The following is a 13,050-nucleotide window of genomic DNA, read 5'->3' as shown; positions in this document are numbered from 1 at the left end:
CTGCCGCAAAGAGTGGCGTCCTGAACTGCCGATGTGAGGACGCCACGCGTTCGTGCGCCACACTGAGGTCGGCCAGCCTTTCGTCGACGCTGAGGGGTCCAATGTGTTAGCAACCAGCGACATGATTGCCTTCGCTCCGACCACGGACCTGGCCAGGGCACGTTCGTTCTACGAGTCCACTCTTGGGCTCCCCATCGTGGATGAGAACGCGTACGCTTGCGTGTTCGATGCCCACGGAACGATGCTGCGCATCACCGCCGTAGCGGAGGTAGCCCACCCCGGCTACACGGTGCTCGGCTGGCGTGTCACAGATATGAGCGAGGCCGTCAGCGGACTCGAATCCCTCGGCGTCGTGTTCGCCCTTTACGACGGCATGGAGCAGGACGCTCACGGCGTGTGGACGACTCCGAACGGCGATCGCATCGCGTGGTTCACCGATCCCGACGGAAACGTTCTGTCTCTCACCGAGTTCAGATAGCCGTCCTCACATGCCGCAGTGAGTGCGTCATTCCGCCGCCAGTCGGGGGCCTGCGCTTTTCCGGATCTGCCGACTACAGCGTGTTGAAGTTCAGGTGCGGTGGATCCGCATCGCCTTCACCAGAGCCGTGCACACGAGTACGTGGGCGGTGGACGCACCTCCTGAAGGCCGAACCATCCAGGGCGGCGCTCTGACTAGGTGAGCTACGTCCACACGGCGGCGACCCACGGCTGCGGCACGGTGCGACCCGGAGCCCTCCCCGCTCTCCGGGTGAGCCCGTCGCTGGACAGAGCCGCACCCTGCCGGCCGGGGCTCAGCTCAACGGGTGGCGTCAACCGCGTCGCCGGAGCGGAGTCGCCGGCGGATGTCTCGACGGTGAGACCCGGCGGTCACCGCCGCAGCCAGCACCAGGGCGAGCAGGTCGTATCCGATGAACGGCCCGGCCCACCGTCCCGCCGGCGGCCCGGAGCGCTGCACCAGCCACCCGGCGGTGTGGAGGGGAACCAGGAACGCGGCCGTGTAGGCCACGCGTAGGCCGGCGCGCGTCACCCAGGACGAGCCCAGCTCGACGGCGAGCTCACGCTCGGCTCGACGCGACCACAGTGGTCGCAGCCATCGCATCCGCGACATCGCCACCCCCTCTCTCCCGAGGAAAGGGTGCCATCTTGCTGGGACATGCGGACCTGGAAGCGTCCATCCGGTCGGGTCCGCGGGTCGCAAACGCCCTCATCTGCCGCGTTCCGCGAAATGCCGTCGTCAAGGCTAAGCCCGGGCGAAGGTTGGCAGACTCCTCACGTGATCGGACACCTCGAGAAGACCGTCATCGACTGCCCAGACCCGCGTGCCCTGGCAGGCTTTTACTGCCAGGTCTTGGGTATGAGGGTCAACGAAGACATTGAAGGATGGGTCGTCATCGGCTCAGCGCCCGGTTCGCGGCAGTTGGCGTTCCAGCGGGTGACTCCGTGGGTGCCACCGCGCTGGCCAGATCCCACGCATCCCCAACAGATGCACCTCGACATCCGAGTGATTGATCCGGATGAAGCCGAGCGGCGCCTCGTCGCCGCAGGCGCCACCCGTCTGCCCGCGGCGCGCGAGACGGGTTTTCGCGTTTTCACAGACCCGGTGGGCCACCCGTTCTGCATCGTGTTCGGTGGCTCTCACAGCGATTGACCGGCGTCCGCTCATCCGGGATGCGTGAAGTGCGTCTTTCCGCCGCCAGTCGGGCATCCCCCGTTCCGCGGGATTCGTGAGCGGGCGCCCAGCCACGCCGAGACCGGGTCGCGCCAGACTGCGTGAAAGGTCGCGCAACGGATGGAGGGGTGAGGCTTCCTGGAGTCGGTCGCCGTGGTGGCGTTCTCGAACCACTCCCTCAAGCTGCGCGTAGCGCATACCGACTCGCGCCAGCCACGCCCGATGATTGGTCACCGGCGTCCGCCCAACAGGACGACATCGCCCTGACTTGTAGCCACAGTCCTCGCTCTGCCTCGGGATGTAGGTGCGACGTTGCGTCATGTCCTGCTTCACCGAAAGCAGGGCATGACGCAACGTGAGGGCTACATCCCGAAATAGCTCAAATCAGCACCACGGGCGAGCACACGCTCAGATGCCTGCTGCCTCACCGCCGCTAGATGCGGCCGCCAGCTTCCGTCCAGGGGCCACCAGCGAACAACTCTGGGTCGGAATCCCGGGCGACCAGGACTCCCGGCGTGACGTGCGTGCGTCATTTCGCCCACTAAGACGCAGCAGAGTTGTGCTTTGTGACGCTGAAGGAGCCTCATTCCACGGTGGGCGCCGTGACGACTCCGGATGGCGTATGAGAGCGACACCGTTAGGCCTTACGCTCGGTCAGCGCATCGCCTCACGTGATGCATGAACCGGGCGCGCGGAGGCGGCTGCCCGGGATCTGCTAGGTGAACTGTCCGCGGGGCGCTCTATGGTGCTCCGCATGGCGACGAGGGACCAGCAGGTGGGGGAAGTGATTGAGGGGCTCGCGCTCGGGCTGGCGATGCTCGGGTTCAGCGAGGTCCCGAGGTCGAAACTCGACTTCGAGTTCGCGATCTCGCACGCGTGGCGGCGGTGGGACCACGCCGACGCCTACCCGTCGATCGGGCGAGCTCCGAAGCCGGACAACCTCCTGTGGATCGGACTCACGAAGTCGGCGGGTCGTCGCCCAGCATCCTTCCGGTTCGACCGGGGCGATCCCTTCAGCGACTACCGCATCGTCACGCCGTCATGGTGGAGCGCAGACGAAGCAGAGCCGGTCGTCGGTGACCGGCCTAACGAAAGCTGGCGGGCGCTCGCGTCACTCTTCGCCGAGTGGGACGGGTGGAAGCGGAAGTAGGCGGGACAGGGTCAGGTCCCAGCTCGTCCAGTCGGTGGAAGCCGTAGGCGACGAAGTCGTAGGCGCAGAAGTAGGCGTTCGCCACGTCCAAGAGTGACGGGTCGGAGACGAAGTGACCCATGCCGTTGTCGAGCGGCGTCATGTCGTACTGCCGGGTGAGGATCGACCATCCGAGGGCGTGCGCGTCACCGCTGACCACCCGCCACAACGCGGCGGTCTGGACAGCGCGCGCTTCGTCGCCTTCGTTGAGCCGTCCGCGATCTCAACGCTCGATGTCACTGACACGACCCGGACCCTGCTTCCGCTGGTGCCCGACGGCGGCGCCCTTCGCTGCGGCTGACTGCAGTCGCTGCGGTATCGGCTCGTGCCGCGAAGAATGACGTCCTGAACTGCCGAGGTGCGGCGTTCGTTCGATGCGCTCGCTCATCGGCGGACGGGTCTGCCCCACCGCGTTGAGGGGCTGGCGAGCGGGTCGGTGGCGGCGACTTGCAGAAGGCGCGTCGTTCCGTTGAGGTGACCTGGTGGCCGAGGAGTTCACGTAGCGAGTCCAGTAGCGGCTCGCAGAGGCCAGCGGCGGTGACCGAATACTGCGACGTCGTCATCAGGAGGGCGAGGAAGTTCTCAACCGGCAGGCGCCAGGGCCACTCGTAGGTTCGGGCATCTACGAGTCCGAGGGCTGGTTCTGCTTCGATTTCGGACTCTGCCCAACTGACGTCCGCCCGATGATCCTCCAGGTCTGGCTGGAGCCCGTGGCCGCAGTCGGTGTACAGAGCTCGGACCGCGTCGACGTCGTGCGCCCGCGGGGCGAGGTGCCAACCGTTCCAGGAGAGGTAAGCCCGTCCATCGGTACGGTGAAGCGACGTAAAGCGAGGCCAGCGTGTGGCTGGGTCCGCCCAATGAAACGACTTAGCGGCGATGATCAGGTCATACGTCTGGGCCGAATCAACGTTCTCGAATGTCGCCTGCCGCAGATCGCACTGGCTTCTGAGCCCTTCTGGTTCGAGGCGACTGGCGAGGATGCGCAACATGTCCTTGGACGGCTCGACGACCTCGACCCTGGCTCCGCCCCTCACAAGAGGCAATGTCGCACGTCCCGTGCCCGCTCCGACTTCGAGCACGCGGCCGTTTAGGCGCGCACCGACCTGTACGACTCCATGCTGTTCCGCTGGGAACGCGCCTATGCCGAGGAGCTCGGGGTGCCGCGGTTCATCCATGCCGGTGCCGTCCACCTATGTGTACTGACCCGGCACGTTGGTCAATCGAGTGATGGGCGTTCCTGAGTGGCGCCGTTCCTGCTGCAGTACTGACCGGGCGCAACATCGGTGACCTGCTCAAGACGCACCAGGTCACCTGGAGGTTGGTTCAGCGGCGGCTTCAAGCCCACCTCACGCGGGGCGGAGGGAAGCGCGGTGTGTGGGGAACAGGCCACCACCCACTTCGGGCAGACCGGCATCGAGTACGACAGCGGCAACGAGGCGTTCAACTACTACAAGTCGACGGCCAGCCTGGACGACAGAACACGCGCGTGGTCAACGGCGTCATCGTCCGCGACGGAGCGCAGGTCCTCGTGGGCGACACGATTGGCGAGGTTCGCTACCAGGTGCTGTGCCGCAAGCACTGGCGCTCAGGCGACCTTCGGGCCGGGCTCCTGCCCCCTCGGCGCCAGAGCAGCCTGAGGGACGGTCCCGAACGCGAACCTGCCTCAGCGCGTGTAGTGCTGAGGCAGCTGCTGCGCTCACCCGTTCCTGCGGTTCGAGTTGCCGCAGGCGCAGACCCGGGGTCTACTTCGACGCACTAGGAGTCGGGGGATGGCTCTAGGGGTGGGACATTGCGCGTTTCCTTCGGTCGATGGCTGCTGGCCATGATCGCTTTACTCTCGACGGCTTTCTACGTGGCTGCGCCTTCCGCGGCAGCTGCACCCAGCTCACGGCCGCTGGCCGATACGGCACGAGACCTCACTGCGCACGGGGACGGCCTGGGGCGGGCAGAGTTCGCCGGCACGTGGGTCACATCCGGCGGTTCGGGGCAGGTCGTCGCGGCGTACACCGGCCGCGTGGCTGAGCACGCGGCTGCGGTCCACCGGAAGTATCCGAACGTTCCCGTTCAGGTGGTCTCCCGGGCCCGTTCTCTGGATCAGCTGCAGCAGGTAGTCACGCAACTGTACGCAGACCGCGGCCCCTCCAGCGGCGAGGGACACTTCGTCAGCGCCGCCGTGGACGTTCCCGGAAACGTGGTCGAGTACGGCGTGGCCAACCTGACCCCCGAGATCAGCCAGCAGGTCGCCAGGAAGTACGGCGACGCAGTTCGGGTCGTGGAAAAGCATGTCGGGTTCGCCTCGACCAACCCCGGCGGCAGTTACATCCAAGACGCCCAATGGGCGTGTACCGCGGCGTTCAACTTCTACGAGAACCCGACCAGCGCCCCGTTCTACAACTCGCAGATGTCGTTCCTGACCGCCGGACACTGCTTCGATGGGTCATCGGCTGTTCAAACGCCGAGCAACCACGACGGCAACGTCACCTCCCGAGAGTTCAACTCGTGTAGCGGGCCGTGCGCCGCGGACGTGGAGGAAGTGTTCGTCGGCAGCGGCCTCGCGGACGTCAACCCGCCAACGCCGACCAACCGGCTGACGAACAACCAGGCGATCACCGCCAACGATCTCGGCCCCTACGTCGTAGGTGAGCAGGAGTGCAAACTGGGCGAGACATCCGGCTACAGCTGCGGCACGGTGACCCAGACCGGCGCGACCATCTGCTACTCCGACCCGAATGCAGTGAGCGACGCGTGCTTCTCCGGCATGCTGATCGTGAGCCAGGACTACTGCCACGGCGACAGCGGCGGCCCCGTGTTTTCAGGCGCGACCGCGAAGGGTCTGGTCTCCGGGCGACAGTGGACCGGCTCAACGGAACCGGCGTGCGGACATGCCGTCGGTATCATGTCGACGATGTACGGGGTCTCCCGGTACTACGACCTGTCGAGGATGGATGTTGGCTGACCAACGTGCCCTTGGACGTCTGTTCGCAGTCCTGTTGACCGTCGGCGTGCTGGGGGCTTGCGGCTCTCAGCACGCCGGCCAGCAGGTCGGACAAGCGCCGTCCTCACCGCCTCGAGCAACTCCGGTCCCCTGGCGGCGAGCCACGCTCGTGGACCCGCACACACTGAAGATCAACTGGGGCGGCTCGCCGTGCGCGAGATTCGCCGGTGCCTCCGTGAGCGAGTTTCCCAAGTCGGTCAGCGTCGTGATCACGGAAGTGTCGAATGGCGCCGGGAGCAACTGCATCGCAGCCGAAGCGTTGCGCTCCACCAGCGTGACGCTCAGCGCACCGCTGGGTTCTCGCACCGTCGTCGGATGTGCCCCTCCTGGGCCCTGCCTAGAAAAGCCATAGCGCCCACCCGAGCGCGCTCACGCGGCCGCCCGCCGCCGGCGCCGCCAGGCGCGTATGCGCCCCTGAGCTTGGGCGTTGCGTCATTCCGCCGCCAGTCGGGCACCACATTCTTTACGGATCTGCCGAGAGTCGTCCCCGCTAGCCAGCCGTTTGACAGCGCGAGTCATGATGCAAGTATGGATGTCGAACTACTCGTGATCCCGGAATGCCCGGGGACTGAAGAGGCGTCGGAGTTGCTCCGAACGGCGCTCGATGACATCGGTCTGGCGCAGACCCCGTTCAAGGTGCGCATCATCGAAACGGAGGAGACAGCCAGAGCCCGCCGGTTTGCTGGCTCCCCGTCCTTCCTCGTGGACGGCGTGGACCTGTTCGAGAGCGGGACGACGGGTGGCTCGATGACCTGCCGCGTGTACTCAACAGCGGACGGTCTGCGTAACGTCCCGGGGCTGCGAGACCTTCGCAAAGCCCTGAAGGTACAAGCGGCCCGCGCGGCCAGAGTCTGACCGTGGGCACCCCTCTGATCGCGAGGCAGGGTCGCCCAGACCCGCCGCCGGGGCAGTGCTGGTGCTGCGGGTCGATCGACGACCCGGATCGCATGGTGCCCCTCGGCAACCATCCCGAGGTGGCGATGTGCCGCCCGTGTGCCCGGTGGGCGGCGAAGGAGGCATGGGAGATCGAGGACCGCGACAAGGCGGGACTGCTCGCAGACATGCGCGGCAGGTTCCGGCGGCTTCGCCGTCGGGTGCGCGACCGCAACTGGCACCGGCACCCCGTGTTTGGGCGACCCCTGCGCTGGCTCGGCAAGCACCTGCCCTAGCCCCCTCGAAACCCGCACGATCATGCCGCGATGCGTGAGTGCGTCTTTCCGCCGCGAGCCGGCGACCTGGGCAAGGCCGCCTTCCGGATCCGCCGATGTGCGGGCGTCGCTCAGTCCGTGTCCGTGATGCAGAGGACCGTCATCTCAGCCCGCGCGTAGTCGGTGAGAACCAGCGTGCAGTCCCACGCGATGTCGAAGAACCACGGTGTCCAAGGTTCGAAGGTTTCGTCGACTCGAATGTCTTCATAGCGACGGCCGATGAGTTCGTCGACGACGCGCGCTGCAAGCTCCTTTGCCTCCGCTGCTGAGCCTTCGAACTGGTGATACGCGCCGCCGCTTACGATCACGCGGGCCAGCATGCCGTCCAGCATCAATGCACCGCCCGGAATCTCGGACAGGCTGCCGGGGACTCGCGCAAGGTCCGCGGGAATCTGTAGCTCCTCCAACCCAGAGCGGACTGACTGAGCGTCGAATAGCAAGCGGTGCATCTCGTACTCCTCGAGGCGATTTCGGGCTGCGAACCACGCAGTCACGTCGCTGTAATGCTCGGCTCGCCACCGCCCGATGAGGACGCCGCCGTTCACGTGCGTCCTGCGGACCTCTGCCAGGTATTCGTCGAGTGAGGGCGACTCGATCGGCATTGGCGACCAACTCACAGCTGGCCAGGAGTCGATCAACGAGCTCAGAGACGGTCTGGGTTCGTCCCAATCGATAACGTTCCACGGCCTGAGCACGGGCCAGAGTCTTGCATGCACAACTCCCCGGGGCGCCGGAACCGCCCTCGAATGCCGCGGTTAGTGCGTCATTCCGCCGCGTAGGGTCTTCTGATCTTGCGATCACCGCAAGCCACATCATCTTGTTCAGCGATCGGGACGCCGACCGCGCCTTGTCGCGGACATTCTGCGAACGCCAAGGCTCGTGACCTGCGACGGGAACACCGGCAGCCGTAGGGCAGCGACTGACGTCGGCTGAAAGAGTGAGCGCATGCCCGTAGACGTTCTCACCGATGTCGTGATCAGCCGTCCGCGTGACGCGGTCGCGGCCTATGCCGGCGACCCCACCAACGCGCCCGAGTGGTACGCGAACATCCGCTCCGTCGAGTGGCGCACACCTCCGCCGTTCGCCGTCGGATCGCAGATGGACTTCGTCGCGCACTTCCTCGGCCGACGGCTCGCCTACACCTACGAACTCGTCGAGCTGACGCCGGGCGAGCGGCTCGTCATGCGGACCGCACAGGGGCCGTTCCCGATGGAGACGACCTACGAGTGGGAGCCGATCGGCGATGCTGCCACCCGCATGAGGCTACGGAACCGCGGGAAGCCGTCGGGGTTCTCCCATCTGGTCGCGCCCTTCATGGCGAGAGCCGTCCGGCGCGCTAACCGCAAGGACCTGGCGAGGCTCAAGGAGATCCTCGAGAGCGCGGGCGCCTAGGCCTCATGACGCGGCCCGGCGGACGTCCTGTTCGGGCCGGGCGGATGTCCTCATCCTAGGCGTATTGAGCGCGTCATTCCGCCGCGCGTTTCCTGACAACCCCGAGGCCACGCACGCCGCGATTCGTCCTTCCGGCACCCCACATCATTAGGCGAAGGGCATCGCCGGCAAGCATGTGTCCTCCGACGGATGCGCGACAGCTCTCCGACAAGTGATGGGCGCCCGCCTAGGTGCCTTCGGAACTCACCTAGGGCTGGCGCACCTACCCAGCGCCATGCAGCTCGAACAAGCGCGTGAGTTCTGCCGCCACCCCTTGGGCCCTCGTTCGCCGCCGCAACCAGCCGGACAGGTTGGTTTGCTGCACCGCCCACGCAGTAGTGACCCCGCCGTCGGTGCGGTGGATCTCCAAACCGCTGTACCCCGCACGTATCGCTCGGATTTCGGACCACACCAGCCGCCTTGTGCCGAGCGGATTCCTCACCGTGATCCCTTCGACTGTGGCGGTCACGAGGGGATGAAGCCCAAAGCGCCAGGTCAGCAACGCACAAAAAGCGGGCATGCCGGCCATCGCGAGGCTGCCTAGGCGGTCACCATCGGGCGGCGGCAATACCAGCCCCCACAGCATGAACAGCACCACCGCGCCGGCACAGACGATGAGGACCAGCCACAGCAGGCCTCGAGTTGCCGGGGCAGGACCCCAGGACCGAGGCAATGACGATCCTGAGCCGTTTGCGTAGTGGGTCATGCCGATGATGCTGACAGTCCGGGAACTTGAGCCAACGCAGGCTCGCCTTCGTCGGCCGATCAACGGCGTTGGCCAACCGGCTCGCCAGGGGTGCCGCGCATGATCTGGCGAACGGCCGCGTGTCAGTCGACGGAGGACATCACCGGCATGCATGATGCGATGAATCCTTTCCGCAGTGCGGCCCGGGCGCTTGATCGACGAGTTGCGATAGCCGGACGTGCAACGGTCGGGCGCATCGCAACGCGGCGGGTTCGATGGCCCGTGGGCAGCGAATAGCGTTCGGTGATGCTTGACTCTCGTCGTGGATACGGCGGAGCTGGCCAAGGTGGCGCCAGAGCTGATGGCCAGGCATCCAAGCCATACGTGGACGGTGCTCTCAGGTGGTGGGCCGGGAAGCGACCTGACTGCCGAGGTTCGGCTCGCCGCGGACCCGTCGCGAGTGGCTGTAGTGCAGGTCCACGCGGGCGCCGAGGTGTACAACGTCATCTTCGAAGGACACACAGATACGGAGTACGCCTACGCAGACGACGACCGCGGCGAAGCACTCCAGGGACGCATCGATCTTGCGGTCGCTGCCACGCGAGGTCCCACCCGAGTTACCTTGCGGATCGCCGGTGGCGTCGCGGTGGCCTCTCGGTTGGAAGTCGACCCGGCGGGGCCGAACCGGCTTGAAGGAGTCGCTGTCTCCTGGGCGTTGCGGCGTCTGAAGGCGTTGCTGCGAGGTCGGCGCCTGGTCGAGAAGGTCGTTGAACTACCGGCCATCGAAGCCTGACGCGTGGGGCTTGCGACCGCGCCGGAGACGCTCTCATCTGCCGCTGACGGCGTGGTCGTGCTGTGCGTCATTCCGCCGCCTGCAGACGCGGCCGCCGAGCCGAACCGGGCTAGCGTCGACGCGGTTCAGTTGCCTGGGCGCGTTGGCGGCGTGCGGGGTCTGGGCCGTTGTCAGGTCGCCGCGTGAGGTAACCCCCATGTCCAGTCCGACAACCCTTCTGCCGTTCCAGCCCGCGACGATGTCGACTGCCCAGCTCGCGGCGGTGTCCTACTTGGCGCGCTACGAGGGGCGCACCCACGCCCTGTACGCCTACCAGCTGCGGCAGTGGTTCGCTTGGTGCGAGGGAAGCGGGCTCGACCCGCTGGTGGGGATCCAGCGAGCCCACGTCGAGTTTGTACATTCGCTTCGCCCACATCGACGGCCTCATCGGCTCCGACCCCGCCGTCTATGCCCGGCTGCCCAAGATCCACCGGGACGAGTCTCGCACCCAAGGCCTGGACCGGCTCGAGCTGATCCGGTTCCTCCAGGTCGCCCAGACCCTCACCGTCCACCATGGCGCCCTGGCCTACCTGTTGGGCATCAACGCCCTGCGCGCCTCGGAGGCGGCGGCCGTGCGGATCGAGGACTACGCCGACACCTTGCGCGGCTACAGGGTGCTGCACCTGGTGGGCAAGGGCAACAAGCCGGCCCCATGCCGCTGACCGTCCCGGTGCTGCGCGTCCTGGAGGTCTGCCGCGGCGAGCGGACCTGTGGGCCGCTGGTGCTGCGACCGGGCTCCGGCAGGCCGATCGACCGGCGTGACGCCTACCGCATGGTCGCCCGGATCGCGAAGGCCGCCGGCATCCCGCGACACATCAGCCGCACTCCCTGCGGCACGCCGCGATCACCAACGCGCTGGACGCCGGCGTCCCTCTGCGCGACGCGCAGATCCAGGCCCGCCACGCCGACCCACGCACCACCGAGCACGACGACCGTGCCCGAGGCAACCTCGACCGACACGGCGTCCACTTCCTGACCGCCTACGTCGCCGGCGTCTGAAGAGCGCCGTCCCCTGTCATCTCGACCACGGACCTTGGGAACTTCCGTCTCGTCGTCAAGCTGCCGACGGGGACGCGCTCCTACCGCATGGTGCCCTTCGGCAAGAACGGCCGGATGGGCGCGACCGGTGCGCCGGTAGCCGTCTCGGTGGGGCAAGCGTTTCGGTCGGCTGGACGCAGCCTGCGTGGTGAAGTTGCGTGTATATGCAACACGCAAACCCCAAAACGAAAGGCCGTTGTGCTAGTCGACCGTTTTCCCATGCAAATTCTCCCTCGATTTTTCATGAGCGGATGCCGGATCGTTCAAGGTTCTTCTAAGTAGTTGACGATTGGAGGCGAGAGCAGGTATGCGCCTGTGACCTCTCTCAGGCGTACTTCGGAGGGCTGCCTGTTTCCTTGCCCTTGCGCCCGAAGTTGCCGCTCCCTATTGTTCGGCGCGCGGTCAACGGGAGGATCCTCACCTTTGATCGCGGGGGTAAGCATGATGAACGAGAAAGCCTTCTCCTTCGCATGCCGTCACTGAAGAGGAAAAACTATGCAGTTGATGCGAAAGCTTCTTATTGGCGGTGCGTCGGCGCTGCTCCTAGGAGGCGTTGCGGCGCTTCCCGCGCAGGCCGGCCAGGCGGACATCTGCGGCACGACTTCCGCCAACAGCTCGTCCACGAGCTACGCCTCGGGCGCCACGCGGAACACCTCGCAGACCGAGGACATCGGTTGGTACTACACGGGCTCGGGCTGCTCGTTCTACCAGCCCAGCGGAATCACGGCCCGGATGGTGCTCGGCGGGGCCGCAACCGCCGACCACACCTGGGCTCCCGGTGACTACAGCGGCTTCATCTACCGCACTCAGTTCGGCGGTAGCTACCAGCTCCAGTGGAAGTCTTCGCCCAGCAGCACGCAGGGCAAGTTCCACTTCCTGAACTGAGGCCACGGTGGAGCGACTCCCCGTCGGAGCGAGGAGTCGCTCCATCACCTTGGTTGGCACTGCTTGCCTCCTCGCTGCCTCCCTGGCCGGCTGCGGAGGCGGCCAGGCTCTTTCCGCGAAACAGGCGAAAGTTGCCGAGCGGGTGCTGTTTGAGCCAGAGCTCCTGCAGGAGATTCACCGCCGCGATTACAGCGCCCAACGTGAGACGTCTGCCTGTATGCGGGCCTACGGATGGTCGATTCCCGCGCCTGCCGTGCCGACCCTCGACAGGTCAGTCGAGTTCGATGATCGATCCGGACCGCCAACGAAGCCCTGGGCCACAGCGTATGGCCTCGGAATCTACGCGGACATGACCGAGGAGAATATTTCGTTCGCAGAGCAGGGGGCCACCTCCGTCCCAACTTATGAACAAATCGCGGGAAGACTGCCCGGGAAAGCGCGACAGCGCTTCCTCTCAAATCTGTATGGCTCGTTCATGATCCAGGGTGGAGCGGTAGTTCCTACCTCTGCCACGAGTGGCTGCTACGCGGGCGGGTATGTGAAATATGACCCCCTCCGAAACGCTGTTTACACATTGCCGAGGGCGGCCCAGCAGGATTTCAGGTCCGTTAGCGCGCGGGTTGACGCCACAGCAGAGGTCAAGGGGGCTGCCCAGGCGTGGTCATCCTGCATGGCAGGTCACGGGTACGACCTTGGTGGCCGCAGCTATCACGAGCTGGTCGGCTGGGTCACTGGACAGGCGCCGCTGAAGGCGATTGGTAAGAAGGTGGTCAAGGATGACCCGCCTGGCGCGGCGGCTCCCCGGCTCGTCACCATCGACCGGTACGATCCCCAGGAGTTCCAGCGGGCCGAGTCTTTCGAGTTCAAAGTGGCCGCAGCGGCAGCCGACTGCGGCGAAGCTACGCGCCTCCGCGAAGTCATCGCAGCCGCCCGACATCGCCTGGCCGCGTCGTGGCTTCGCGCGAACGGAGCTCAACTTCGTACGGCCGTCTTGGCCGAACAGACGTTGGAGGGGGAACGTTCGTGATGCCAGTTCTGCGTGCCTTGACTTCTGCGCCGGGCGCCGGGTCGATTCGGGGGCAGCAGTCTTGGTGGGGCCGCTGGTGGCTTCCGGTCGC

The 13,050-nt window shown here is 66.2% G+C and carries 16 protein-coding genes; 11 read left to right on the top strand and 5 right to left on the bottom strand.

Features of this window, described 5'->3' with window-relative positions:
• Positions 1-52 precede the first annotated feature (52 nt).
• The gene (locus tag FB474_RS07340) at positions 53-478 is read left to right on the top strand and encodes a VOC family protein (RefSeq protein ID WP_221632469.1); all 426 of its coding nucleotides are present in this window, start codon (positions 53-55) and stop codon (positions 476-478) included.
• A 318-nt stretch (positions 479-796) separates the two neighbouring features.
• Here the strand turns inward: FB474_RS07340 and FB474_RS07335 are convergent, their stop codons facing one another.
• On the bottom strand, positions 797-1,108 hold the full coding sequence (locus FB474_RS07335; RefSeq protein ID WP_141788049.1) for a hypothetical protein: 312 nt from the start codon (positions 1,106-1,108) through the stop codon (positions 797-799).
• Between the two features lie 165 nt (positions 1,109-1,273).
• Here FB474_RS07335 and FB474_RS07330 point away from each other — a divergent pair, with 165 nt between their 5' ends.
• The 3 genes from FB474_RS07330 (at position 1,274) to FB474_RS20715 (ending at position 3,159) form a co-directional block, all read left to right on the top strand.
• The gene (locus tag FB474_RS07330) at positions 1,274-1,648 is read left to right on the top strand and encodes a VOC family protein (protein ID WP_141788048.1); all 375 of its coding nucleotides are present in this window, start codon (positions 1,274-1,276) and stop codon (positions 1,646-1,648) included.
• Between the two features lie 775 nt (positions 1,649-2,423).
• A complete protein-coding gene (locus tag FB474_RS07325; RefSeq protein WP_141788047.1) occupies positions 2,424-2,819 on the top strand; it encodes a hypothetical protein in 396 nt (131 codons plus the stop codon).
• A gap of 112 nt (positions 2,820-2,931) precedes the next feature.
• Positions 2,932-3,159, top strand: coding sequence for a hypothetical protein (locus tag FB474_RS20715; protein ID WP_185746242.1), 228 nt, complete (start codon positions 2,932-2,934; stop codon positions 3,157-3,159).
• On the opposite strand, the gene FB474_RS21480 is transcribed toward FB474_RS20715, so the two are convergent.
• Positions 3,095-4,033 (bottom strand): class I SAM-dependent methyltransferase, encoded by a 939-nt coding sequence (locus tag FB474_RS21480; RefSeq protein WP_425465313.1) that lies wholly within the window; start codon positions 4,031-4,033, stop codon positions 3,095-3,097. The two genes, FB474_RS20715 and FB474_RS21480, sit on opposite strands and share 65 nt — an antisense overlap.
• Positions 4,034-4,647: 614 nt before the next feature.
• Between FB474_RS21480 and FB474_RS07315 the strand changes: the two genes are divergently transcribed.
• The gene (locus FB474_RS07315; RefSeq protein WP_141788045.1) at positions 4,648-5,814 is read left to right on the top strand and encodes a trypsin-like serine protease; all 1,167 of its coding nucleotides are present in this window, start codon (positions 4,648-4,650) and stop codon (positions 5,812-5,814) included.
• 567 nt (positions 5,815-6,381) lie between these two features.
• Positions 6,382-6,708: a hypothetical protein gene (locus FB474_RS07310; protein WP_141788044.1), complete on the top strand. Its 327-nt coding sequence runs from the start codon at positions 6,382-6,384 to the stop codon at positions 6,706-6,708.
• A gap of 424 nt (positions 6,709-7,132) precedes the next feature.
• Here FB474_RS07310 and FB474_RS07305 read toward each other — a convergent pair whose 3' ends face one another.
• Positions 7,133-7,663 (bottom strand): hypothetical protein, encoded by a 531-nt coding sequence (locus FB474_RS07305; RefSeq protein WP_141788043.1) that lies wholly within the window; start codon positions 7,661-7,663, stop codon positions 7,133-7,135.
• A gap of 343 nt (positions 7,664-8,006) precedes the next feature.
• Between FB474_RS07305 and FB474_RS07300 the strand changes: the two genes are divergently transcribed.
• Positions 8,007-8,453 (top strand): SRPBCC family protein, encoded by a 447-nt coding sequence (locus tag FB474_RS07300; protein WP_141788042.1) that lies wholly within the window; start codon positions 8,007-8,009, stop codon positions 8,451-8,453.
• 262 nt (positions 8,454-8,715) lie between these two features.
• Here FB474_RS07300 and FB474_RS20710 read toward each other — a convergent pair whose 3' ends face one another.
• Complete coding sequence (locus tag FB474_RS20710) at positions 8,716-9,198, bottom strand: PH domain-containing protein (protein WP_185746081.1); 483 nt, start codon at positions 9,196-9,198, stop codon at positions 8,716-8,718.
• Between the two features lie 301 nt (positions 9,199-9,499).
• Here FB474_RS20710 and FB474_RS20705 point away from each other — a divergent pair, with 301 nt between their 5' ends.
• Entirely contained in the window at positions 9,500-9,970 is a 471-nt protein-coding gene (locus FB474_RS20705) for a hypothetical protein (protein ID WP_185746080.1), read from the top strand.
• A gap of 392 nt (positions 9,971-10,362) precedes the next feature.
• Positions 10,363-10,671 carry a hypothetical protein gene (locus tag FB474_RS07285; RefSeq protein ID WP_141788039.1) on the top strand — a complete coding sequence of 103 codons (309 nt, stop codon included), beginning with the start codon at positions 10,363-10,365 and terminating at the stop codon, positions 10,669-10,671.
• 103 nt (positions 10,672-10,774) lie between these two features.
• Here FB474_RS07285 and FB474_RS07280 read toward each other — a convergent pair whose 3' ends face one another.
• On the bottom strand, positions 10,775-10,969 hold the full coding sequence (locus FB474_RS07280; RefSeq protein ID WP_141788038.1) for a hypothetical protein: 195 nt from the start codon (positions 10,967-10,969) through the stop codon (positions 10,775-10,777).
• Between the two features lie 573 nt (positions 10,970-11,542).
• Between FB474_RS07280 and FB474_RS07275 the strand changes: the two genes are divergently transcribed.
• On the top strand, positions 11,543-11,932 hold the full coding sequence (locus tag FB474_RS07275) for a hypothetical protein (protein WP_141788037.1): 390 nt from the start codon (positions 11,543-11,545) through the stop codon (positions 11,930-11,932).
• Between the two features lie 670 nt (positions 11,933-12,602).
• On the top strand, positions 12,603-12,959 hold the full coding sequence (locus FB474_RS07270; RefSeq protein WP_141788036.1) for a hypothetical protein: 357 nt from the start codon (positions 12,603-12,605) through the stop codon (positions 12,957-12,959).
• The last annotated feature ends 91 nt before the right edge of the window (positions 12,960-13,050 follow it).

The sequence above is a fragment of the Oryzihumus leptocrescens genome (assembly GCF_006716205.1).
GTDB lineage: Bacteria > Actinomycetota > Actinomycetes > Actinomycetales > Dermatophilaceae > Oryzihumus > Oryzihumus leptocrescens.
This window is presented reverse-complemented; position numbering and strand designations above follow the sequence as displayed.

Coding starts and splice junctions, on each gene's coding strand:
- FB474_RS07335 (WP_141788049.1), bottom strand. CDS start 1,108: ATGTCGCGGATGCGATGGCTGCGACCACTGTGGTCGCGTCGAGCCGAG.
- FB474_RS07325 (WP_141788047.1), top strand. CDS start 2,424: ATGGCGACGAGGGACCAGCAGGTGGGGGAAGTGATTGAGGGGCTCGCG.
- FB474_RS21480 (WP_425465313.1), bottom strand. CDS start 4,033: ATGGATGAACCGCGGCACCCCGAGCTCCTCGGCATAGGCGCGTTCCCA.
- FB474_RS07310 (WP_141788044.1), top strand. CDS start 6,382: ATGGATGTCGAACTACTCGTGATCCCGGAATGCCCGGGGACTGAAGAG.
- FB474_RS07305 (WP_141788043.1), bottom strand. CDS start 7,663: ATGCCGATCGAGTCGCCCTCACTCGACGAATACCTGGCAGAGGTCCGC.
- FB474_RS07300 (WP_141788042.1), top strand. CDS start 8,007: ATGCCCGTAGACGTTCTCACCGATGTCGTGATCAGCCGTCCGCGTGAC.
- FB474_RS20710 (WP_185746081.1), bottom strand. CDS start 9,198: ATGACCCACTACGCAAACGGCTCAGGATCGTCATTGCCTCGGTCCTGG.
- FB474_RS07275 (WP_141788037.1), top strand. CDS start 11,543: ATGCAGTTGATGCGAAAGCTTCTTATTGGCGGTGCGTCGGCGCTGCTC.
- FB474_RS07270 (WP_141788036.1), top strand. CDS start 12,603: ATGGCAGGTCACGGGTACGACCTTGGTGGCCGCAGCTATCACGAGCTG.